The following is a 21,228-nucleotide window of genomic DNA, read 5'->3' as shown; positions in this document are numbered from 1 at the left end:
GATCACACCTCCGTACCGTTCCCGGACCCCGACCCTGCGACGACGGTCGGGCCCGCAGCCACAGTCTCCGCTGGCTTCCCGGCCCCGGACCAGAGGGGTAACGGGCAAGTGAACCGCGCTCTCAGCTTCCGAGTTCCGGCAATGACGGCGCCCTCGGGCCGATCCCGTACCGGCACGGGTTTCAGAAGCCGGCAATCGGCGCCGCGGCGTGGCTCACCGCGACGGTGTGCGTGATCCAGGTGACACCACTGAGCCGGTGCAGCAGGAAGGACGTCGGCTCCGGAAAGTACTGGGGGACCCCACCGGTCAGCGCCAGCCCGCTCTGGAGGTGCGTACTGGGGGCGACGGCCATGAGGGTGCCCGCGAAGCCCGCGGTGACGGGCCGGTGCACATGGCCGGCCAGGACCCGCGCCACATTGTGGTGTTCGGCGATGACGTCCGCCAGTGCCTCGCCGTCCGCCAACCGCATCCCGTCCAGGAACGGGATGCCGACCGCGAGCGGCGGATGGTGCAGACAGACGAACGCCGGTACGTGCGGCCTGCGGGCGAGTTCCCCGTCCAACCAGGCCAGTTGTTCCGGTCCCAGCCGGCCACCGGGGCGGCCGGGCACCGACGAGTCGAGGGCGACCAGGGTGAACGCCGGGTGGTCCACGGCGTAGTGGCTCGCGGCCCCCTCGCCCAGGAAACGCGTACCGCCGAACTCCGCCAGCAGCGCCCCGCGTTCGTCGTGATTGCCGGCGACCAGGTGCAGCGGCAGCGGGAAGTCGTCGACGATCCGGCGCAGCGCCGCGTACTGGGCCGGTTCGCCCCGGTCCGCCAGATCCCCGGTGATCACCACGGCGTCGGGCAGCGGATCGAGGGCGAGCACCCGACCGAGCGCCCGGCCCAGTGCTTCGGCGGGCGCGCCGGCCAGCGGGCCGGTGGTGAGGTGCGGATCGCTGAGGTGCGCGAGGGACACGGTCATCTTCGAACGGTGCGGTGCCGCGCCCGCACGGCGCAAGCGCTCACGCTCAGGGCGAACCCTCGGCCCGGGCTGCCGAGGGGCGGAAGTCCCGTACGTAGCGCCGTTGCCAGGGCGTCTCCACGGCCCGCCGGTCGTAGCCCGCACGGACGAACGCCACCGCCTCCTGCGGCGGGACCCCGTCGAGCACGGCGAGGCAGGCCAGCGCGGTGCCGGTGCGCCCCCGACCGCCTTCGCAGGCCAGCTCGACGCGTTCGTCCGCGCACCGCTCCCAGGCCCGGGTGAGGACGGTGAGAGCCGCGCCGCGGTCCTTGGGCAGCCGGAAGTCGGGCCATCGGATCCAGTCCGCCGGCCAGTCGGTCGCGGGCGGCTGCTGCCCCAGCAGGTACACCCCGTACTCCGGCGCCGTCCCCTGCGGTGTTCCGTTCCGCAGTCCGCGCCCGCGCACCAGTCGCCCCGAGGGCAACCGCAGTACGCCCGGGGCGCCTTCGTCCCAAGTCTCGGTCATGATCCGACCCTACGTAGGGCGTACGGTCCGGGCCCGCGGTTCCGGGAAATCCGCGGTCATCCCCCCTCGGGCGGCGCCGACCGTGCCGTGCCCGTGCGGTCCACCTCGAACACCCGCCGGGACGGACGGTCGCCCGGCCTCGCGGTGTTCTGCGGGGGCTGCGGCGGCTTCGGGTCCTCGGCATCCGGCTCCCGGGGAGCCCGGGCGTCCCGGGGCGGCTGCCTGCGCGGTGCGTCTCGTTCGTTCGCGTTCACCTGGGACCTCCCTGGACGTGGTGCGGGTCTGCCCCCGCACGGATCAGCCTCGTCCCCCCGTCGCCGTGACCTCCACACCGGTTACGCCGTACGGGTGGCGCCCGCCGTGCGGCTCACTCGGCGGCCGGACCGGAAGTTTCCTCGGTCGGGCCGGAGGGTTCCTCGGCGCCGTTGCGCAGTCGACGCTGTCGGGAGCCCACCACGCACACCGCCGCCGTCGCGGTCGCCGCCAACGCCAACGGGACCATCCAGTCGCGGTCGAGGACGTGGCAGGTCGCGTGGTCGAGCGAGTAGCGTCCGGCACCGGTGAGGGCGAGGGCCGCGCCCACCAGCCCGAAGGTGACCGGGAGTTCGAAGCCGCCGTCGGCCGCGAAGAACCCGTGGGGCGCGTGCACGGCGGCGGCGCCCGCCATGCCGCCGGCCGCCGCCGCGCCCGCGAACGGCGTCGCCAGCCCCACCGCCAGCAGCGTGCCGCCGCCGGCTTCCGCGAGCCCGGAGGCGATCGCACTGGGCTTGCCCGGTGCGTACCCCATGGACTCCATGGCGTTGCCGGTGCCCTCGATGCCGTGGCCGCCGAACCAGCCGAACAACTTCTGGGTGCCGTGGGCCGCGAGTGCGCCGCCGACGCCGAGCCGGAGCAGCAGCAGCCCCAGGTCACGGCGGTGGTGTACGTGGAAACAGCCGGACATGGCCTTCCTCCTCAGGGGTGCCTGACCTCCGTCTCTCCACGGTGGCACCTCCGGGGCCGCTCCGCAGCCCGCGGCAGCGTTCGGGTGTCCGGACGTGGCGCAGGGCGGGGACCTCCGGGGCGGACCCGGTGTCCCCGCCCTGCGCGGGACGCGGAGGAGGGCCGTTCGCACGGTGCGGCGATCGTCCCGCGGCACGGGTCGTTCCCGTAGTCCGCACGGTTCCGGTCGCACGGGGACGGAGTTCCCCCGACCTGCCCCGGAACGATCGCCCGATCCCCTCCGGGGTGGCTCAGTGGCAGGAGACGGTGCCGCTGCCGATCCGGTTCCAGGAGCAGGAGTCCAGCCCCGAACCGTTGGGCTTGAGCAGCCGGGCCTTGTCGCCGTCGTTGTTCCAGACGTAGTTGCCGCGGCCCCAGTAGCGGACGCCGGAGGCGTTGGCGCCCTTGCCGGTGCGGACCTTGACGGTCTTGCCGGCCCCGATCTTGTAGCTACCGAACGTGTAGGTGTAGCCCGTGTTGTCCTTGAGCTTGTACCCCTTGAGCTGGATCGCCGAGCGCGAGCTGTTGTGGATGTTCACCCACTCGGCGTTCAGCTTGGCCCCCGTCGTGGGCCGGTCCGAACCCGGGCTGTCGTACTGGATGGTGCCCAGGTGCAGCCCCCTCTGGTGGGGAGCCGCGGCGGCCGGCGTGGCGGCGAGCAGCGGGGCCGCGAGGGCGAGGGCAGCGACGACGGGTATGACAGAGCGAATACGCAACACGAACCCCGGTTGTGAAGATGTGATGAACCAACTTATGAAGGGACGTTGAGCATATGAGGGCTACTGGGCGGTACCGTACGGAAGCATTCATTCCGCTTGTGTAGATCCTGTGAGGGGCCGCCGCTCGACCGCTCAGCGGCGCTCGCCGGGGTAACGGACCCCGATCCGGTCGCGCACCGCGTCCAACGTCCGCATCACGGCGAGCGAACCGTCGAGCGGAACGAGCGGCGATTCGGTGGCCTTCTCCCGCAGGCACCGCATCACCTCGGCGGCCTCGTGCCGCAGGGTGTCCCGGGGCCCGGCCTCCGCGGCGGCGGTCACCGTCTCGGGGTCACGGCCGTCGCGGTGGAGCACGAACCGGTCCGGGTAGAAGAACCCTGCGGGGATCTCCACCCGGCCCTTGCTGCCGGTGATCGAGGCGATGACCGGCGTGTGGGCGTTCACCGCGCAGTGCAGCACCGCCAGCGCACCGCTGTCGTACGACAGGACCATGCCCGTCTGGAGGTCCACGCCCTCCGGCGACAGCGTGGCCCGTGCCGTCACCCCGGACGGCTCCCCGAGGATCAGGTGCGCGAACGACACCGGGTAGACCCCGAGGTCCAGCAGCGCTCCGCCGCCCTGCCCAGGATCGCGCAGCCGGTGCGTCGCCGGGAACGAACCGTCGATGCCGAAGTCCGCGTGCACCGCCCGGACCTCACCGATCGCCCCGTCGTCGACCAGGGCCTTGAGCCGGCGCACCAGCGGATTGCAGTACATCCACATGGCCTCCATCAGGAACAGGCCACGGGCCCGGGCCAGGGCCACCAGTTCCGCCGCCTCCGCGGAATTCAGCGTGAACGCCTTCTCGCACAGCACCGAGCGGCCCGCCTCCAGACAGAGCCCGGCGGCCGTGCGGTGCGCGGAGTGCGGGGTGGCCACGTACACCACGTCCACGTCCTCGTCCGCCGCGAGCGAGGACCAGTCCCCGTACGCGCGCGGTATCCCGAACCGTTCGGCGAACGCCCTCGCGCCCGCCTCGGTGCGCGAGGCCACCGCGACGACCTCCGCGTCCGGCATGTCCAGCAGGTCCGCCGTGAACGACGCGGCTATCCCGCCCGTCGCCAGGATTCCCCATCGCACCCGTTCCTCGGCCATGCGACCCCCTCCGTCCGTTCGTGGCGCACTGCGCCCCGCCCTGTAGGACCGACAAACCCCGAGCGCGAACCGCCCGGCGCAGCCCGGCGCAGCACGGCACTGACGGCACCGCGGGCACGGAGACGGGTCGGACGGGGATAAATGGTCTCAACCATCCGATCCGGACTGCGAGCATAGAGAACGGAATCGACGAACTCCATGGGCGGCCGGGAAACGGTGCCACGGACAGGGGAGGGAACATGCCCGAGCGCGGCGCCGTACCCGACGGGGAAACCGGACCGGACCACATAGGCACCGGTGCGCGGGGGAGCGAGCAACGGGCCGCCGTGACGGCGGCCACCGCACCGGAGGTCTTCCCACCGGTCGTGGTGCCCCCGCCCGCCCCACCCGGCGCCGGCCGCCGCACCGCGTTCCTGGTGATCCTGGTGCTCGGCGGCCTCACCGCCCTGCCACCGCTGTCCATGGACATGTACCTGCCGGCCCTGCCGGAGGTCACCGGGGTGCTCGGCGCCTCCGCCGCCACCGTGCAACTCACGCTCACCGCCTGCCTCGCCGGCATGGCGCTCGGCCAACTCGTCGTCGGACCGATGAGCGACAAGTGGGGCCGCCGCCGTCCGCTGATGATCGGCATGCTGCTCTACGTCCTCGCGACCGTCGCCTGCGCGATCGCACCGACCGTCGAACTCCTCATCGCCTTCCGGCTCGTGCAGGGCCTCGCGGGCGCCGCGGGCATCGTCATCGCCCGCGCGGTCGTCCGGGACCTCTACGAGGGCGTGGCGATGGCCCGGTTCTTCTCCACGCTCATGCTGATCTCGGGGGTCGCGCCGATCATCGGCCCGGTGATCGGCGCCCAGGTCCTCCGGTTCACCGACTGGCGGGGCGTCTTCTGGGTGCTCGCCCTCGTCGGGGTGCTGCTCACCCTGCTCGTCCGGTTCCGGCTGCCCGAGACCCTGGAACCCGAACGGCGCCACGCGGGCGGGGTCCTCGCCGCGCTGCGCACCATGCGCGGGCTGCTCGGCGACGCCCCGTTCACCGGGTACACCCTCGCGGGCGGCTTCAGCTTCGCGGCGCTGTTCGCGTACGTGTCGGCCTCGCCGTTCGTCATCCAGGAGATCTACGGGGCGTCCCCGAACACCTTCGCGATGCTGTTCGGGCTCAACTCCATCGGCCTGGTGATCGTCGGCCAGGTCAACGGCCGGCTCCTGGTGGGCCGCGTCAGCCTCGACCGGGTCCTCGGCCTCGGGCTCGCGGTGATCGTGCTGGCCGCGGTGGCGCTGCTGCTGATCACCTCCGGTGCCTTCGGCGAGACGGGACTCGTGCCGGTGGCCGCCGCGCTGTTCGTCCTGATGTCGGCGATGGGCCTGGTCATGCCCAACACCAACACGCTCGCCCTCCAACGTGCGGGCCACGCCGCCGGCTCCGCCTCCGCCCTGCTCGGGACCTCGTCCTTCCTGATCGGCGCGATCGCTTCCCCACTCGTGGGCATCGCCGGTGAGCACACCGCCGTCCCGATGGCGCTCGTCCAGCTCGTCGCCGGCCTGGCCGCGGCGACGGCGTTCCTGACCCTCGCCCGAACCCGCGGCAAGGCGCCCGACCAGCTGGTCTGACGGGCGACCTGTCCCCGGCGGGCCGCCGTTAGTCTCAGCGGATGACCGACGACCCCCCGAGCGCGCGCGTGCAACTGGACGGAACCGGCCTGGCCCTGGTGCGGCACGTTGACGAGGACGCGACGTACTCCTTCCCTCGCCGGGGGCCCGGCCGGGGGCGGACGCCCGACGGCACGCCCTGCGTCCTGCCCCTGGCCGAGGCGCTGCACGCGCGCATCCGGCCCCTCACCACCGCCGAGACCGTGCTACGGGACTGGGCGACGGGACGCACGCCACCGGGGACGGTGCCCTGGGACGACCCGACCGCCGGTCGACCGGTGCGGGTCCGGGCCGGCGGGATCGTGATCCGGGACGGGCGGATGCTGCTCATCGGCTTCGAGGAGGACGGGGAGCCGTTCTACGAGATACCCGGCGGCGGGGTCGAGGACGGCGAGGAACCGCCCGCGGCGGTGGTCCGCGAGCTGCGGGAGGAGACCGGTCTGACGGTGCGCGTGCGCCGGGAGGTCGCGCGGGTCTGGAAGGACGGCCGCCGTGAGCACTACTTCCTGTTGGAAGCCGAAGGGCGGATCGGCCCCCGCGAGGAACTGGACAACCACGGCGGTACGCCGACCTGGATCCCGCTGGACGAGCTGCCCACCACCGCGCTCTGGCCGAAGCGCCTGGGCTGGCGCATCGCGCACTGGCACGCCACGAACTGGCCCGCCCGCCCGGCGGAACTGGCCGACGGCATCCACGACCTCCGCGCCGACTGCACCTGGTAGGCCCGCCCTTCCGCTCAGGCCGGCGCCCCGCCCTCGTTCCCGAGATCGGGAAGGGCAGCGATCAGGATCTCGGCGGCCCGGGTGACGTTGTCGGCGCGGACCGCTCGGGCCATCGCTTCGCGGGCGGTGTCGAGGGCGGTGCCCGGGGGAACCACCAACAGGGCGAAGTGGTCGTTGTCGCCGCGGGTGATGAGGACGGTGTCGTCGCCGACCGGATCGGAGTCGAGATGCACCACGCGGCCCTCGACGACCAAGCGGGTCGGCAGCTCGTTCCACGCGGACGCGTCGAGTCCGACGCGGGTGATCGGTCCGAGGTGCTCGGTCAGTGCGCCGAGCAGCGCGGGCAGTTCGGCTTCGACGTTCCGTGTGCGCGGCCACCACGCACCGTCCAGAACCCCTTCCCGGGACCGCGTGGTCACCAGCCGCAGCAGGGCCGTACCCGGCCGGACCGCGGTGTGGATCGCGTCCGGCAGGAGGAGGGGGGACGCTTCGCGGGGAGTGTCGGAGTCAGCCATGGTGGTCCACCCGTCTACGGGGACGGCCGCACCCCGCCGGTGCCGGTGTTGCTGGGCGTGGTGCCGTCGTCGTTTCACGGTACTCCCGGCGCCCGTGCCCGTGCCCGTCGCCGGGGCCCGCCGCCAGGACCGCCCGAAAAATAGCTGGTCAAGACGGGGCGGGTGAGCCGAACGGGCGTACAGTGAAAACACCGGGAGTCCTTCGCGCGCCTGCTTCCAGCGGGCGTCATTTCCGGTGATCACGAGAGCCGGGCTGCCGTAGGGCGGCCCGTGGGCAGGTCTGCGGCCTGGTGGCCCCGCTTCCGCGACCTTGCGATCGAGCTCCTTCCGCTCGTGCCCGCACTCGACGAAGCCCGGGTCCGCTTCACCCGCGTCACCGTGAACCCGGCCGCTGGCCCGTCGTTCCGCACTCGGTTCTTGTGGCCGACCGGACGCTCCCGACGGACATGGGCGCCCTTCCCCTGTCCGAGAACCCGTGGAGGTGAACGACATGGAGACCGTCATCTTCGTCGTGGTGGTCGTCCTCGCGATCGGCATCGGGATGCTGCTGATCCACCGGCTGAACGGGCAGCACGAGGAGCGGATCGCGGCCCACCACTTCAGCGACCCGCTGCCGAGACCTCCCGGTCAGCCGGAAGAACCCGGCGGCGGCCCGTTCGCCCACGAACCGGCGCAGGCGTACCTCCCCAAGGCTCAGACCGCGGCGCCACGGCGCCCCACCGGCCGACCCCACACCCACTTCGAAGGGAACACCCCTACGTGAAGTACATCGAGACCCAGACACTGCCGTCGCTCGGAGAAGCCGAGGTCCGGATCATCGCGCGGACGCCCGAAGCGGCCCGGGCGGTCGCCCAGGCGCTGCGCGAATGCTTCGCCGGCGCGGAACAGCGCAGCTATCCCGGCCTCGACGGTGACACCCGCCTCCACCTCACCGTGGACACCGCGTCCCCCGTCGGCCCGGCCCGCCCCCGGCTGACCGCGAGTGGCACCCCGGCCGCCACCGGCGCCCGCTCCGACGAGATCTGAGGGTTCCGCCGCGTCCGCCCGGCCCCGCCGTCGCGTGTCACCTTCCGCAGACGGCCGGGGCAGGGGGCGTCAGCCGTGCGACGGCCAGGCCACGCCGGTGGAGTCGCCCGCGTACTTGGCGCAGGACTCCGTCAGGGCTTCCAACAGGGTCAGCGGATCGGGCAACGGGTGCTCGGGGCCGCGCACCCACTCCACCGAGCGCTCCCCGGGGAGCTTCGAGGGCGGGAGCAGGACGTAGGAGCCGCGGCAGTGCCAGCGCAGCCCGGGGTGTTCGTCCATCGTCTCCGGATGGCAGTCCAGCGCACAGGGCCACCACTCGTCCTCGTCCTCGGGGGTGCCCCGGGTCGCGGTGAAGAAGAACATCCGGTCCCCGCCGGACTCCGCGACCGGGCCGACGTCGATCCCGGCCCCGAGGAGCCGTTCCAGGGCTTCGCGGCCCGCGGCGATCGGCACGTCCAGGACGTCGTGGACCATGCCGGTCGCGGTGATGAAGTTGGCCTCGGGCTGGTTCTGCACCCAGCGTTCCACCTGGGCGCGGTCCGTGGTGGACTGCGTCTGCCAGGCGAACGAGACGGGGTGCTGTCCCGGAGTGGGACAGCCCACCCGGTCACAGGAACAGCTGTAGCCGGCGGGGTGGGCGGCGGGCGCGAGGGGCAGCCCGGCCGCGGCGACGGCCAGCAGCAGACGCTCCCGGCTGCCGTCGTCCGCAGCGTCCCCGGCGTCTCGGGGTCGGCGGCCTCGCAGCCACTGGGAAATCCTGCTCTGCCCGCCCGGTCGGCGGCCGTTCTCCACGCCCATGTATCCCCTCACCCAGTCCGTAGTCCCGAGTCCGGCGCGGCGTAGGCGCCGGTCGGCACGGACGGCCGTGGGCTTCTCGTGGGCCCCCACAGCATCCGTGGCCTTCCATGGTCCCACCATCCTGCGCCCAGGGTGGCCGCAGTCCGCAGGCGGGGTGCGCTCAGCGCGGGACGAGGCCGTGCAGCGCGTAGTCGACGAGGGCGTCGGCGTAGGCGTGGTCGAGGGGTCCGCTGCGCTGGAGCCAGCGCTGTGCGAGCGGTGCGACGAACAGTTCCACGGCGATCCGCAGATCGATTCCGGTGCGCACCTGCCCGTTGTCCTGCGCGGATCGCAGGCGCCCCACGTAGAGCTGGAGCTGGGGTTCCATGAGCTTGGCGACGAACTCCTCGCCGAGCCGGGCGTTCACCACGCCTTCGGCGGCCAGGGCGCGGGTGGGGGCCTCGAACTTGGGGTCGAGGAGTTCATCGACGGTGGCGCGCAGCACGAACGCCAGGTCGGCCGCGAGGTCCCCGGTGTCGGGGAACTCCCAGGGGGTGCCGCCCCCGGCCTCCGACGCCTGTTCGCTGAGGTCCAGGAAGGCTTCGAGCAGGACGTCGCCCTTGGTGGGCCACCAGCGGTAGATGGTCTGCTTGCCGACGCCGGCGCGGGCGGCGATGCCCTCGATGGTGGTGCGCTGGTAGCCGACCTCGCTCACCAGGGCGAGCGCGGCGTCATAGATGGCGCGGCGGGAACGTTCGCTGCGGCGGGTGGCGTCCGGGCCGCCCCTGCGGCCGGTGGGGTCCTGACCAGGAGGTCCGGGCGTGGCGGTCGGGGAACTGGAGTCAGTGGGCATGGGTCGAATCTACCGCCCGGCGAGACGCACCGTCTTTATTCACTTGACGAGACGCACCGTCTCGTCTAGGTTGAGTCACGTCAGCATGAGACGCTTCGTCTCGTACTTGAGGGGTGCGGCATTCGGTCGCACCGCCAGCGGCATCGACACACGGAGGTGAGGGCACATGGCCCGGAACGGAAACCTGCTCGGCGTGGGGGGCACCCGGAGCAACCTCTCCCGGAAGAACCTGCGCGGGGGGCGCGGCGCCGTACCCGGCGCCGGCACGGACCCCGCCGCGCAGAAGAGGGACCTGCTGCGCAAGCTCCAGGAGGCCCGCGCGGCGAAGGACAACACGCAGCCCGCCGCCAGCGAGGAGGACGCGAGCCCCGCCGCCGACGCGGAGTGACCCCGTGATCCCCGTGCCCGCGCCCTTCGGAAGGACGCCAGGCAGGCCGCCCGGAAGGACGCCCGGCGGGACGCCGAACAGGCTGCCCGGCAGGCCGCCTGCCAGGACACCGCGCGCACTCCGCGTCCCGGGTGACCACCCGTTCGGACCGCAGCGCTGAGGGCTCCTCGCACCGCACCACGGTGACGTACGTCTCCCCCCGGGAGCCGTACTGCCGCACCATGGTCAACACCGCCCCCGATCGGGGCGGCACCCTGCGGTCGTGAGGAGCCCTCATTGCCCCGTCACCACGCCACACCCCGGCGTTTCCTCCTGTGCCCACCGGCACACTTCAAGGTCACGTACTCCATCAACCCCTGGATGGACCCCACCAAGCCCGTGGACGTTCCGCTGGCCGTCGCCCAGTGGGAGGAGCTGCGGGACAGGTACCGCTCGCTCGGCCACACCGTCGAGGAACTGGAACCCCACCCCGAACTGCCCGACATGGTCTTCGCCGCGAACGGCGCGACCGTCATCGACGGGCGGGTGCTCGGCGCCCGCTTCGCCCACCCGGAGCGCGCGGCGGAGGCCGGCGCCCACCTCGCCTGGTTCCGATCCCGCGGCTGGCGCGAGGTCCGCGAACCCGTCCACGTCAACGAGGGCGAGGGCGACTTCGCCGTCACCGCCTCCTACGTCCTGGCCGGCCGCGGCTTCCGGGCCAGTCCGCTGTCGCACGGCGAGGCGCAGGAGTACTTCGGGCGCCCGGTCATCGGCCTGGACCTCGTCGACCCCCGCTTCTACCACCTCGACACCGCGCTGTCCGTGCTCGACGACCGCGGTGACGACGTCATGTACTACCCGGGCGCCTTCTCACCGGGCAGCCGGGCCGTACTCGCACGCCTCTTCCCCCGTGCGCTGGTCGTCGCGGAACGGGACGCGGCGGCGCTCGGACTCAACGCCGTCTCCGACGGGCTGCACGTCCTGTTGCCGCAGGCCGCCCTCGGACTGTTCGAGCCGCTACGGGAGCGGGGCTACGAACCGATCGGGATGGACCTGTCGGAGCTGCTCAAGGGCGGCGGCAGCGTGAAGTGCTGCACCCTGGAGCTGAGGCCCTAGCTAGTCCTCGTCGGACGGTGGCCAGACGTCGCCCCAGTCCGCGTCGCGCGCGGCGCGGTACCGGGCACCGTGGCGTTTGGTCACCGTCTCGCGGCGCAGTGCGCCGTCCTCGCCGCACAGTTCCAGGAGCACCTGGCCCTTGCGGATCTGCGGTCGCCGCACCACCCGCCCGGCCGCGGGGGCGCCGGGGAAGCGGACGGCGGCCACGTAGCTGAACTTCTCGTCCTCGTACGGGAGCGAGCCGCCCTTCACCCGGCGGTGCAGGGAGGAGCGGCTGACGCGCGCCGAGAAGTGGCACCAGTCGGTACCCGGCACGATCGGGCAGGCGTCGCTGTGCGGGCACGGGGCGAGCACCCGGAACCCCTCCTCGACCAGTCGACGCCGGGCGTCGAGCACGCGCAGGTAACCGTCCGGGGTCCCCGGCTCCACCACGACCACCGCCCGGGCCGCGCGGGCCGCGGCGTCCACCACCGCGGTGCGGTCCGCCGCGGTCAGCTCGCCCAGGACGTAGGAGACGGTCACCAGGTCCACGTCCGCGAGGTCCAGCGCGTCGCCGATCCGGGCGCGCTGCCAGCGGGCGCCGCGCAGCGCCGGGTTCGCCGTCGCGATCTCCGCACCGATCCGCAGGGCCGGTTCCGCCCAGTCGAGGACCGTCACCGGGCGCGGGCCCGGCCAGGTCGCCTCGGTGGCCCAGGTGGCGGCGCCCGTCCCGCCGCCCACGTCGGTGTGGCCGGCCGGCGTCCACTCGGGGACCGCGGTGGCCAGCGCCTCCAGTGCGCTGCGGGCCGCCTCGAAGGTCGCGGGCATGCGGTACGCGGCGTAGGCGGCGACGTCCGCCCGGTCCCGCAGCACCGGGGCCCCGGTCGGGGTCTCACCGCGGTACGTGGTGATCAGCCGGTCGACGGCCTGCGCGGCCTGCTTCGGGGGGAGCCCGCCGAGGAGCCCGTCGAGGGCTTCGCGGAGGGGGGCGGTGCTGGTCGCGGCAAGAGTACGGCTCACCGGCACCATTCTAGGGACCCCGCGGGCAGCACCTCCGGCACGCCGGCGGGGGCGCGGGGGCTGTCGGTCCCGGCGCCCCCGCCGCTGCCGGCCCGGGTAGGGTTCGGGGCCGGGAAGGGGACGGTGAAGGGGCCCGATGCGAGCAACGCCAGCAGGACCAGCAGCGCGAACCACCGGGACCGTGGGGGAGGTCGGGCACCGAACGCCCCGGCGCCCCGCGGTCGGGACGCCCGCCGTGCTCGTGGCGGTGACGGCCCTGACCCTGACGGCGAGCGGCTGCGTGACCGTGCACGGGGAGCGGGAGGTCATCCCGGCGGCCACCGAGGCCGAGGCGAGCCGGGCGCTGAAGGGGTTCCTGACCGCGTACAACGAGGCCGACCGGACCAACGACCCCGCCGCGGACGCCGACCGGGTCGCCGGCCCGCTCGGCGCGATCGACCAGGCGGGGCTACGGGCCCGACGGGCCCTCGCCCCGGACGGCAACCGGGCCCACGTCCCGCTGAAACTGACGGACGTCGAGTTCGCCGTCCCGAAGATGGCGGGCTGGCCCAAGTTCTTCGTCGCGGACACCGATTCGGACCGGGACGTGGACGGTGACGCGCGCAAGGACACGCGCTGGCTGTTCGTGTTCACCAAGGCCGGCCCCGACGCCGGGTGGAAGGCCGCGTACCTCACGGTGCTGAGCCCCGACGAGGTCCCCGAACTGCGCACCGACGACGACGGCCTCGCCACCCCCGTCGCCCTGGACACCGACGACCTCACGGTGCCGCCCGGGAAACTGGGCGAGCGGTACACCACGTACCTCGCCGAGGGTGGCCGCGGCTTCGCCGAGGGGCCGCACACCACCGGGTGGCGGGGCGAGCGCGAGCGCGGGGCGAGCCGGCCGGGGCTCGCCCGGCAGTACGTCGACCAGCCCCTCGAAGGCGGCGCCCACGCACCGGTGGGACTGCGCGCGCAGGACGGCGGTGCGCTGGTCTTCTTCTCCACCCGCCACTTCGAGAAGCAGACCGTGGCCCCGGGACGCGACCTCAAGCTGGAACCCGCGGTACGGGCCCTGCTGCGCGGTGACGCGAAGCAGTCCGTCACCCTGGAGCACACCTCCAACCAGGCGGTCCACGTCCCGCCCCGCTCGACGCCCGGCTCCGGGGTCGCGATCCTGAGCCGCATCCAGGGGCTCACCGGCGCCAAGGGCGAATGAGCGGCCCCGGGTCGTTCACCGGGTCGTTCAGCCGGGGGCGAAGGCCGCCCGCTGTGCGGCGGTGAGGCCCACCGGCACGGCGGTGAACGTACCGGGGGAGGGGCGTTCGACGGACACGGCGCCCAGTACCCCGGCGTGGGCGAGCGCCGTGTCCAGTGCGAGCGCCACCCGGTCCGGTTCCCAGCCGAGGCCCTCCGCCAACCGGTCGGCGGTGATCGGCACCCGTGCCTGCACCAGGGCCGCGGTCACCGCCACCGCGTCCCCGAACACCTCGGCCGTGGAGCCCCCGGCCATGTCCTCGCTCAACTCGCCCAGGAACCGGGCCATCCGGGCCAGCCGCCGCCCGGCGTCCGTCCCGGACCCCACCACGTCCACCCCGCGCCGCGCGGCCCGGGCCCACCGCTCATGGCTGCGGGAGCTGTTCTCCCAGGCCCGGAACCACAGGGCGTCGTCGAGGACGTACCGCTCCTGCCGCCGCCCCGGCACCCGCTCCCGCCGCACCACGGCGAGTTCCGTGAGACGTCCCACCGCCGACGACACCGAGGCGGGGCTCACCCGCAACTGCCGCACCAACTCGGCCGCGGTGAGCGCACCCGATTCCGTGGTGAACAGCCGGGCGAGGACCCGGGCGGCCATCCTCGGCAGCCCGTTGGCGGTCATCATCGCGGCGAACTCCTCCGCGAAGTCCGTGACGGCGGGGTCCACGGCGGCGCGGTCACGGGCGGCGGGGTCCGTGGCGCCGGAGTCCCCCGCATCGGAGTCCGCGGTGCCCGCCGCGCCCCCGGCTCCCGGGCGCGGGGTGCCGCGCCGGGCCCGCCGTCCGGTGGCGTGGTGGGCGTGCTCCGCCCGGTAACCACCGGGACCGCTGTTGCGGGCGACCTCCCGGCTCACCGTCGAGGTGGGCCGGCCGAGCCGCCGGGCGATCTCCGCGTAACCGAGCCCGTCGCCGAGCCCCGCGCCGATGGCCCGCCGCTCCTCCTGACTGAGCCTGCCTCCCGGCATCCGATCGCCTCCCCCTGTGCGGCCCAGTATGCGTTCAGCGGCATGTCATTGCAACGACTCCCCGGGGATCGTTGCCTTCGCTGTCATCGTGGTTGCAATGAAACCTGGCAATCACGCACCTCAGTAGGGGTATTGGGGGGCAAGTCCGTTGACCGCTCCCGAGCCGCCCCATAGCTTTCACTCGATTCTGAAAGATCGCGAGGAGGTGCGTTGCGGCGTGCCGGTGGAGGTGAACGGATGACGACGAGCGACGACCCCGAATTCGCCCTCGAAGCCCACGGACTGCGCATGCGGTACGGGACCCATGACGTGCTGCGCGGGGTGACGTTCCGCGCCCGCCGTGGTGAGGTGCTGGCCCTGCTCGGACCCAACGGCGCGGGCAAGACGACCACGATCGAGATCCTGGAGGGCTTCCGTGCCCGCTCGGCAGGGCGGGCCACCGTGCTCGGCGTCGATCCGGAACACGGTGACGAACACTGGCGCTCCCGGGTGGGCGTGGTCCTCCAGTCCTGGCGCGACCACGGCAAGTGGCGGGTCGGTGAACTCCTCGCCCACCTGGGCGCCCACTACACCAGGTACGGCACCGGGAAACGTCAACCCCCCTGGGAGAGAGCCGAGTTGTTGAACGCGGTGGGGCTCACCGAACACGCCGACCGGCAGATCCGGACCCTGTCCGGCGGACAGCGGCGCCGACTCGACGTGGCCATCGGCATCGTCGGCCGGCCCGAGGTGCTGTTCCTCGACGAGCCGACCGCGGGACTCGACCCCAAGGCCCGGTACGAGTTCCACGACCTGGTCACCTCGCTCGCCGCCGACCGGGCCACCACGGTCCTGCTCACCACGCACGACCTCGCCGAGGCCGACCGGCTCGCCGACCGCATCGTGGTCCTCGCCGGAGGGCGACTGGTCGCCGACGGCACCGCCGCGGAACTCGCCCGACTCATCGCGGGCGAGGACGAGGTCCGGTGGACCCGGGCCGGCCAACGCTTCACCCGCTCCGTCGGCGACTCCACCGCCTTCGTCCGCCGACTGTTCGACGCGCACGGCGAGGAGATCGCCGAACTGGAGGTCCACCGGGCCACCCTGGAGGACACCTATCTGAAGCTGGTCGCCGCGGCGGAGGCCGGACGGTGAGCCGGGGCACCGCACCGCGGACGGCACCCGGAGCGCTGCGACTCGGCTGGGCGCGGGGTCTCGTGGAGTTCCGGCAGTCCTTCACCAGCGGACCCGACCTCGCCTCCCACCTGGTGTGGCCGCTGCTGATGCTGGTCGCCCTCTGGTACCTGCGCGAGCGGGAGTTCGACGGGACGGACTTCGCCCTGGGCACGCTGGCCCTGCCCGGCATCCTCGGCATGAACATCGCCCTCGGCATGCTGACGATGAGTCAACTCCTCACCGCGGACCGGGAGGACGGCACCCTGCTCCGGGCCAGGACCGTACCGCACGGCATGCGCGCCTACCTCACCGGCAAGGTCGTGACCGTCACCGGGACGCTCCTCGCGGACCTGCTGATCCTGTTGGTGCCCGGAACGCTGCTCGTCGACGGACTGACCGTGGGCGGCGCCGGGTCCTGGCTGACGCTCGCCTGGGTGCTGCCGCTCGGGATGGCGGCGACCCTCCCGGCCGGGGCGGTGCTCGGCGCGCTGTTCACCAGCACCCGGGCCCAGGGACTCGTCCAGATCCCCGTACTGGCGGTGATCGGGATCTCCGGGGTGTTCTACCCGCTGACCGCACTGCCCGGCTGGACCCAGGCGCTGGCCCAGGTGTTCCCGGTGTACTGGCTCGGGCTCGGCACCCGCTCCGCACTGTTGCCGGACGCGATGGCCGCCGTCGAGGTGTCCGGGGCCTGGCGCACCGGGCAGACGGTGGGCGTGCTCGCCGCCTGGGCGGTGGTGGGCCTGGCCGTGGCGCCCGTGGTGTTGCGCAGGATGGCCCGCAAGGAGTCGGGCTCCTCGGTGGGCGCCCGCCGCGAACGGGCCATGCAGCGCGTCGGCTGACCCGCACCCCGCTCCGGTCGACCGCCCACCGGGGGGCGGGCGGTCGACCGGCCCGGAACCGGTGGCCGGCCGACGGGACGGGAACCGTGGCCGGTCGGCCGCCCGGCCCGGGCACGCCGCTCAGTCCCGGCGGGGTACGACCAACAGGGCGCCGGTACGGGGATGCGGGAACACCTCGACCGGCTGCCGGTACACCTCCGTCAGGGACGACTCGGTGAACACCCGCCCCGGTTCGCCCTCGGCCGCGAGCCGGCCCTCCCGCAACACCGCGACCCGGTCCGCGTACGCCGCGGCCAATCCCAGGTCGTGCAGCACCACCACGACCGCGTCACCCGAGGCCGCCCGCTCCCGGCACACCCGCAACACCAGCTCCTGGTGCCGCAGGTCCAACGCCGCGGTCGGCTCGTCGAGCAGCAGCAGCTGCGCCCGCTGCGCCAACACCCGGGCCAGCGCGACCCGCGCACGCTCGCCCCCGCTCAGCCCCGCGAACGATCGTCCGATGAACTCGGTGACCTCGGTCGCCGTCATCGCCGACGCCACGGCCTCCTCGTCCTCGTCCTCCCGCTCGGTGCCGACCCACGGGGCGCGGCCCATCCGGACGACGTCTTCCACCGGGAACGGGAACGACAGCGTCGCCGCCTGCGGCAGCACCGCCCGCCGCAGGGCGAGGTCCGCGGCCGACCAGTCGCCGGCGGGCCGTCCGGCGATCCGTACCGTGCCCTCGGCGGGCTCCTGGTCGGCGGCGAGCGCGGCGAGCAGGGTGGACTTCCCCGCGCCGTTCGGCCCGACGAGCGCCAGCACCTCACCGGCCCGCGCGGTGACACTGACCTCCGAGAGCACCGGCCGCGTCCCGAGCCGTACGCTCAACTCCCGTGCCTCGGCGAGCACGTCACCGGGCGCGACCGGGTCGGGCAGGTTCCGCGTCCGGGTGGCGAACAGCGACTTGATCACGCCCAGCCTCCTTGCTTGCGACGGGTCCGGCGCAACAGCCAGAAGAAGAACGGGCTGCCGAACAGGGCGGTGAGCACCCCGAGCGGCAGTTCGGCGGGGGCGGCGACGGTACGGGCCGCGAGGTCGGCGCTCACCAGCACCAGCCCGCCGCCCAGCGCGCTGCCCGGCACCAGGAACCGGTGCCCCGGCCCCGCCGCCATCCGCAGCAGGTGCGGCACGAGCAGCCCCACGAAGGTGATGATCCCCGCCACCGCGACGGCGGCGGCCGTGAGCAGCGCCACCACCAGGATCATGGTGATCCGCAGCCGCTCCACGTCGACGCCCAGGTGCCGGGCGGGACGTTCGCCGAGGGCGAGCAGATCGAGCTTGCGGGCCGACAACGGGGCGACCAGCAGCCCCAACAGCGCACAGGGCAGCACGGCGAGCACCTTGGGCCAGGTGGCCTGGGAGAGCGAGCCCAACTGCCAGAAGGTGATCTGGGTGATCGCCGAGTTGTCCGCGAAGAACACCGAGAGACCGATCAGCGCGCCGGCGAACGCGTTGACGGCGATACCGGTCAGGATCAGCGTCACCACCTCGGTCCGGCCGCCGGAGCGCGACAGCAGGTAGACCAGGCTCACCGTGATGAGCCCCGCGACGAACGCCGCCGCGGTGACCGTCCAGTTGCCGAGGAACGACAGCCCGAACGCGATGGCCACCACCGCACCGACCGCCGCGCCGGCCGAGATGCCGATCACTCCCGGCTCGGCCAACGGGTTGCCGAAGACGCCCTGCATCAGGGCGCCCGCGCAGCCGAGCGAGGCACCGACCAGCAGCGCCAGCACCACCCGCGGCAGCCGCACGTTCCACAGCACGCTCTCGCCGACCCGGTCCAACGCCTCGCCGCCGAGCCCCATCCGGTGCTGCACCGAACCGAGGATGTCCGCCATCGGGATGTGGTAAGCGCCGGTCCCGGCGGACACCAGGGCCATCACCAGCACGGCGGCGATCAGAGCGATCGTCAGCAGGGACGCCGCGCCCCGCCGTTTCGGGGGCGGCGCCGCCTTGCCGGTCCCGTCGGCGCCCTCGGCCTGCGGGGTCTTCGCGGGCGCGCCCGGGCCGCCGGCCCCGGCGAGCGTGCTCACTGGGCGCCGTCCTTCGCGTAGAGCTGGTCGACCAGGCTCTGAAGCACCTGGTCGGTGCGGGGGCCGTAGTTGAGCATCACGCCGTCGTCGATGGACACGATCCTGCGGTCCATCCCCGCGGGCGTCTCGGCGACGCCGGGGATCTTCACCAGTCCGTCCACGCCGCCGACCGACTTCAGGCCCTTGGTCATCACCAGGACGGCGTCCGGGGCGGCCTCGGCGAGCGCTTCGCTGGTGATGGGGGTGAAGTCCTTGTCGAGTCCGGACGCCTTGCCGGCGTCGACCGCGCCCGCCGCCTCCAGCAGCGAGGCGGCGCCGGAGTCCCGGCCGCCCAGCAGGTACACGGACGCGGAACCGCGCACGTAGAGGAACGCGACCCGGGGCCGGTCCGCCGCGGCGGCGGGCTTCGGGATGTCCGCCTGGACCTTCTCGATGCGTTCCTGGGTGCGGGCGACGAGTGCGTCACCCGCCTCGGGCACGCCCAGCGTTCGGGCGACCGCCTCGATGCGGGTGCTCACGTCGGCGAGCCCCTTGGCCGCCTCGTAGACGACGAGGGGGATGCCGGCGTCCCGGATCTGGTCGATCGCCTCGACCGGGCCGGTGGTGGAGTCGGCGAGGATGACCGTCGGCCGCAGGGACAGCACGGACTCCGCCGAGACGTCGTGCGCCCGGGTCACCACCGGCAGGTCGGCCGCCTGTTCGAAGGTCGCGGTGATGTCCTTCGCGACGACCTTCTCACCGAGCCCGAGGGTGAACACGATCTCGTTGAGGCTGCCGCTGAGCGGGACGATCCGGCTGACGTCGGTGACCTTCACCCGTCGTCCGTCGGCCGACTCCACCGTGGCCGGAAGTTGCGGTTGTGCCGCCTGGGTCAGCGGCTCCACCCGGTCGGCTGCGGTCTTCGCGCGGGCCTTCGCCGGGGCGCCGTCGTCGTTGTCCTGGGAGCCGCCGCAGCCGGTGAGGCCAAGGGCGAGGACGACGGTGAAGACGCCTGCCAGTCGTGGGATGCGCACGAATCGCACCGTCCTGTCGTGCTTGTCATGAGGTTGGGGTGACCGAAGGGTTCCGGCCACGTCCGGGATAGTTTAGGTTAGCCTTACCTTAATGACCAGGCCCGAGGAGGGGGGATCGATGCTGTCCGGACGGGTTACCCGTACGGTTGCCGCCACGGCGGGCGCCGCACTCATGGGAGTGCTGCTGCTGCCCGTGTCGACGGCGCACGCACAAGAGCGCACGGTGAACGGAGGTCGACTGGACTGGGGACTCAAGTCCTCGTTCCAGCGGTACGTCACCGGGCCCATCGCCAAGGGGAACTTCTCCCTGCAAGGCGGCGCTGCGACCGTCGGCGGAAGTCAGTTCCGCTTCCATTCGGCGAACGGCACCTACGACCCCGACACCGGAGCGTTCCGTGCCGGCTTCACGGGCGGGGTGCGGTTCACCGGCCACCAGAAGCCGAGCGGCGCACTCCAGCTCGACCTCACGATCTCACGGCCCACGGTCCGGATCTCCGGCGGGTCCGGCACCCTCTACGCCGACATGGTGAGCAAGGAACTGAAGACCGGGAAGGTGTCGAACCTCTCCCAGGTGCCCATGGCCTCGCTGAACCTCTCCGGCGTCAACATGCGCGGCGGCGGCTCCCCGATCGCCCTCACCAACATCCCGGCGACCCTCACCACCCAGGGCGCCAAGGCGTTCGCCGGCTACTACACCGCCGGCACGGAGTTGGACCCGCTCAGCCTGTCCGTGGACGTCAAGGCCCCGGACCGGCCGGCCCAACAGCAGCCCGCCGAGAAGCCCGCGAAGTCCGCGGAGCCCCGCACCAAGGACGACGACCAGCAGAAGGCCGACCGCAAGAAGGACGACGAGCGCGACCGGAAGAAGCCCGCCGCCAAGGCGGGCCGTGTCGAGGACGCGGCCGTCGACTGGGGCGTGCGCCGCACCTTCCGCGAGTACGTCACCGGCTCCATCGCCAACGGCGAGTGGACCCTCGCCGACGGTGCCCAGGACGGCGGGGCGCTGTTCCGCTTCCCCAAGGGCACCGGCACGTACGAGAAGAAGGCCCTCGACGCCACCTTCGACGGGTCCCTCCGCTTCACCGGTGACCACGGCCTCGACCTGACCCTCAGCAAGGTCGCGGTGACCACCAAGGGCGCCGAGGGCACCCTGTACGCCGATGTGAAGAGCTCCGACCTGAAGGACACCAAGGTCCCGCTGGTGACCTTCGACACCGCCGGCCTCAAGACCACCGACGGACTGGTCACGGTCACCGAGGCCCCGGCCCGACTCACCGCCGGCGGCGCCAAGGCGTTCGGCGGCATGTACAAGGCCGGAACGCAGATGGACCCCGTCTCCCTCGCGGTCGCCCTCGACGCCAAGGCACAGCTCCCCGCGCTGCCCGACCTCGGCAGCGACCCCTCGCCGAGCGCCACCGCCGAGAAGTCCGCGGCCCCCGCCGCGGACCAGCAGGCCGACGCCACCGAGAAGACCGCGTCCAGCGAGGACTCCTCCGGATTCCCCGTGGTCCCCGTGGCCGCCGGTGCGGGCGGCGCCCTGCTCCTGGCCGCCGTCGCCTACGTGATCGTCCGCGCCCGCCGCGGCAAGGCGACCCCCGGCAGCTGACCCCCTTCCCCCT

General features: G+C 73.2%; 24 protein-coding genes and 1 pseudogene. 12 read left to right on the top strand and 13 right to left on the bottom strand.

Annotated elements, in window-relative coordinates; genetic code table 11:
- Positions 1-181: 181 nt before the first annotated feature.
- From ACFV88_RS04760 to ACFV88_RS04740, 5 genes are all read right to left on the bottom strand, one after another.
- Positions 182-964: a phosphodiesterase gene (locus ACFV88_RS04760; protein WP_385485970.1), complete on the bottom strand. Its 783-nt coding sequence runs from the start codon at positions 962-964 to the stop codon at positions 182-184.
- 46 nt (positions 965-1,010) lie between these two features.
- The gene (locus ACFV88_RS04755; RefSeq protein WP_385485968.1) at positions 1,011-1,469 is read right to left on the bottom strand and encodes a protein-tyrosine phosphatase family protein; all 459 of its coding nucleotides are present in this window, start codon (positions 1,467-1,469) and stop codon (positions 1,011-1,013) included.
- Between the two features lie 367 nt (positions 1,470-1,836).
- Positions 1,837-2,412, bottom strand: a complete 576-nt coding sequence (locus tag ACFV88_RS04750) for a DoxX family protein (RefSeq protein ID WP_385485966.1) — start codon at positions 2,410-2,412, stop codon at positions 1,837-1,839.
- A gap of 289 nt (positions 2,413-2,701) precedes the next feature.
- Positions 2,702-3,166, bottom strand: coding sequence for a lamin tail domain-containing protein (locus ACFV88_RS04745; protein WP_385485964.1), 465 nt, complete (start codon positions 3,164-3,166; stop codon positions 2,702-2,704).
- 135 nt (positions 3,167-3,301) lie between these two features.
- On the bottom strand, positions 3,302-4,303 hold the full coding sequence (locus ACFV88_RS04740) for a Gfo/Idh/MocA family protein (RefSeq protein ID WP_385485962.1): 1,002 nt from the start codon (positions 4,301-4,303) through the stop codon (positions 3,302-3,304).
- 239 nt (positions 4,304-4,542) lie between these two features.
- On the opposite strand from ACFV88_RS04740, the gene ACFV88_RS04735 reads away from it, so the two are divergent.
- Together ACFV88_RS04735 and ACFV88_RS04730 are read left to right on the top strand one after the other, a co-directional pair.
- Positions 4,543-5,910 (top strand): multidrug effflux MFS transporter, encoded by a 1,368-nt coding sequence (locus ACFV88_RS04735; protein ID WP_385485960.1) that lies wholly within the window; start codon positions 4,543-4,545, stop codon positions 5,908-5,910.
- 41 nt (positions 5,911-5,951) lie between these two features.
- Positions 5,952-6,671 carry an NUDIX domain-containing protein gene (locus tag ACFV88_RS04730; RefSeq protein ID WP_385485958.1) on the top strand — a complete coding sequence of 240 codons (720 nt, stop codon included), beginning with the start codon at positions 5,952-5,954 and terminating at the stop codon, positions 6,669-6,671.
- Positions 6,672-6,685: 14 nt separating this feature from the next.
- On the opposite strand, the gene ACFV88_RS04725 is transcribed toward ACFV88_RS04730, so the two are convergent.
- Positions 6,686-7,186 carry a DUF5994 family protein gene (locus tag ACFV88_RS04725; protein WP_385485957.1) on the bottom strand — a complete coding sequence of 167 codons (501 nt, stop codon included), beginning with the start codon at positions 7,184-7,186 and terminating at the stop codon, positions 6,686-6,688.
- Between the two features lie 270 nt (positions 7,187-7,456).
- Between ACFV88_RS04725 and ACFV88_RS04720 the strand changes: the two are divergent.
- The 3 genes and pseudogenes from ACFV88_RS04720 to ACFV88_RS04710 form a co-directional block, all read left to right on the top strand.
- A pseudogene (locus ACFV88_RS04720) lies at positions 7,457-7,549 on the top strand (hypothetical protein); the annotation flags it as partial.
- A gap of 127 nt (positions 7,550-7,676) precedes the next feature.
- Positions 7,677-7,949, top strand: coding sequence for a hypothetical protein (locus tag ACFV88_RS04715; protein WP_385486058.1), 273 nt, complete (start codon positions 7,677-7,679; stop codon positions 7,947-7,949).
- Positions 7,946-8,212, top strand: a complete 267-nt coding sequence (locus ACFV88_RS04710; protein ID WP_385486054.1) for a hypothetical protein — start codon at positions 7,946-7,948, stop codon at positions 8,210-8,212. Before ACFV88_RS04715 ends, ACFV88_RS04710 begins: the two co-directional genes overlap by 4 nt.
- A 69-nt stretch (positions 8,213-8,281) precedes the next feature.
- Here ACFV88_RS04710 and ACFV88_RS04705 read toward each other — a convergent pair whose 3' ends face one another.
- Positions 8,282-9,010, bottom strand: coding sequence for a bifunctional DNA primase/polymerase (locus tag ACFV88_RS04705; RefSeq protein WP_385485955.1), 729 nt, complete (start codon positions 9,008-9,010; stop codon positions 8,282-8,284).
- A 160-nt stretch (positions 9,011-9,170) separates the two neighbouring features.
- Positions 9,171-9,842 (bottom strand): TetR/AcrR family transcriptional regulator, encoded by a 672-nt coding sequence (locus ACFV88_RS04700; protein ID WP_385485953.1) that lies wholly within the window; start codon positions 9,840-9,842, stop codon positions 9,171-9,173.
- A 166-nt stretch (positions 9,843-10,008) separates the two neighbouring features.
- Between ACFV88_RS04700 and ACFV88_RS04695 the strand changes: the two genes are divergently transcribed.
- From ACFV88_RS04695 to ddaH, 3 genes are all read left to right on the top strand, one after another.
- The gene (locus ACFV88_RS04695; protein WP_385485951.1) at positions 10,009-10,230 is read left to right on the top strand and encodes a DUF6243 family protein; all 222 of its coding nucleotides are present in this window, start codon (positions 10,009-10,011) and stop codon (positions 10,228-10,230) included.
- A gap of 131 nt (positions 10,231-10,361) precedes the next feature.
- Positions 10,362-10,496, top strand: a complete 135-nt coding sequence (locus tag ACFV88_RS04690; protein WP_385485949.1) for a hypothetical protein — start codon at positions 10,362-10,364, stop codon at positions 10,494-10,496.
- A 10-nt stretch (positions 10,497-10,506) separates the two neighbouring features.
- A complete protein-coding gene (ddaH, locus tag ACFV88_RS04685; RefSeq protein ID WP_385485947.1) occupies positions 10,507-11,325 on the top strand; it encodes a dimethylargininase in 819 nt (272 codons plus the stop codon).
- Here the strand turns inward: ddaH and ACFV88_RS04680 are convergent, their stop codons facing one another.
- Entirely contained in the window at positions 11,326-12,333 is a 1,008-nt protein-coding gene (locus ACFV88_RS04680) for a small ribosomal subunit Rsm22 family protein (protein WP_385485945.1), read from the bottom strand.
- A 226-nt stretch (positions 12,334-12,559) separates the two neighbouring features.
- Between ACFV88_RS04680 and ACFV88_RS04675 the strand changes: the two genes are divergently transcribed.
- Complete coding sequence (locus tag ACFV88_RS04675) at positions 12,560-13,522, top strand: hypothetical protein (RefSeq protein ID WP_385485943.1); 963 nt, start codon at positions 12,560-12,562, stop codon at positions 13,520-13,522.
- Between the two features lie 27 nt (positions 13,523-13,549).
- Here the strand turns inward: ACFV88_RS04675 and ACFV88_RS04670 are convergent, their stop codons facing one another.
- A complete protein-coding gene (locus tag ACFV88_RS04670) occupies positions 13,550-14,524 on the bottom strand; it encodes a helix-turn-helix domain-containing protein (protein WP_385485941.1) in 975 nt (324 codons plus the stop codon).
- Positions 14,525-14,761: 237 nt separating this feature from the next.
- Between ACFV88_RS04670 and ACFV88_RS04665 the strand changes: the two genes are divergently transcribed.
- Both ACFV88_RS04665 and ACFV88_RS04660 read left to right on the top strand, forming a co-directional pair.
- On the top strand, positions 14,762-15,658 hold the full coding sequence (locus tag ACFV88_RS04665) for an ABC transporter ATP-binding protein (protein ID WP_385485939.1): 897 nt from the start codon (positions 14,762-14,764) through the stop codon (positions 15,656-15,658).
- Positions 15,655-16,521 (top strand): ABC transporter permease, encoded by an 867-nt coding sequence (locus ACFV88_RS04660; protein WP_385485937.1) that lies wholly within the window; start codon positions 15,655-15,657, stop codon positions 16,519-16,521. The genes ACFV88_RS04665 and ACFV88_RS04660 overlap by 4 nt, the downstream gene beginning before the upstream one ends.
- A 120-nt stretch (positions 16,522-16,641) precedes the next feature.
- Here ACFV88_RS04660 and ACFV88_RS04655 read toward each other — a convergent pair whose 3' ends face one another.
- From ACFV88_RS04655 to ACFV88_RS04645, 3 genes are read right to left on the bottom strand one after another with little or no spacing between them, the layout of a single operon-like run.
- Positions 16,642-17,478: a heme ABC transporter ATP-binding protein gene (locus tag ACFV88_RS04655; protein ID WP_385486052.1), complete on the bottom strand. Its 837-nt coding sequence runs from the start codon at positions 17,476-17,478 to the stop codon at positions 16,642-16,644.
- Positions 17,469-18,596, bottom strand: a complete 1,128-nt coding sequence (locus tag ACFV88_RS04650) for a FecCD family ABC transporter permease (RefSeq protein WP_385485935.1) — start codon at positions 18,594-18,596, stop codon at positions 17,469-17,471. The genes ACFV88_RS04655 and ACFV88_RS04650 overlap by 10 nt, the downstream gene beginning before the upstream one ends.
- The gene (locus tag ACFV88_RS04645; RefSeq protein WP_385485933.1) at positions 18,593-19,609 is read right to left on the bottom strand and encodes a hemin ABC transporter substrate-binding protein; all 1,017 of its coding nucleotides are present in this window, start codon (positions 19,607-19,609) and stop codon (positions 18,593-18,595) included. Before ACFV88_RS04645 ends, ACFV88_RS04650 begins: the two co-directional genes overlap by 4 nt.
- Positions 19,610-19,727: 118 nt before the next feature.
- Between ACFV88_RS04645 and ACFV88_RS04640 the strand changes: the two genes are divergently transcribed.
- Positions 19,728-21,215, top strand: coding sequence for an HtaA domain-containing protein (locus tag ACFV88_RS04640; RefSeq protein WP_385486050.1), 1,488 nt, complete (start codon positions 19,728-19,730; stop codon positions 21,213-21,215).
- Positions 21,216-21,228 lie beyond the last annotated feature (13 nt).

It is taken from the genome of Streptomyces sp. NPDC059816, from assembly GCF_042732055.1.
Classification (GTDB): domain Bacteria; phylum Actinomycetota; class Actinomycetes; order Streptomycetales; family Streptomycetaceae; genus Streptomyces.
The sequence above is the reverse complement of the archived record's forward strand: the minus strand, read 5'-3'. Positions and strand labels throughout refer to the sequence as shown.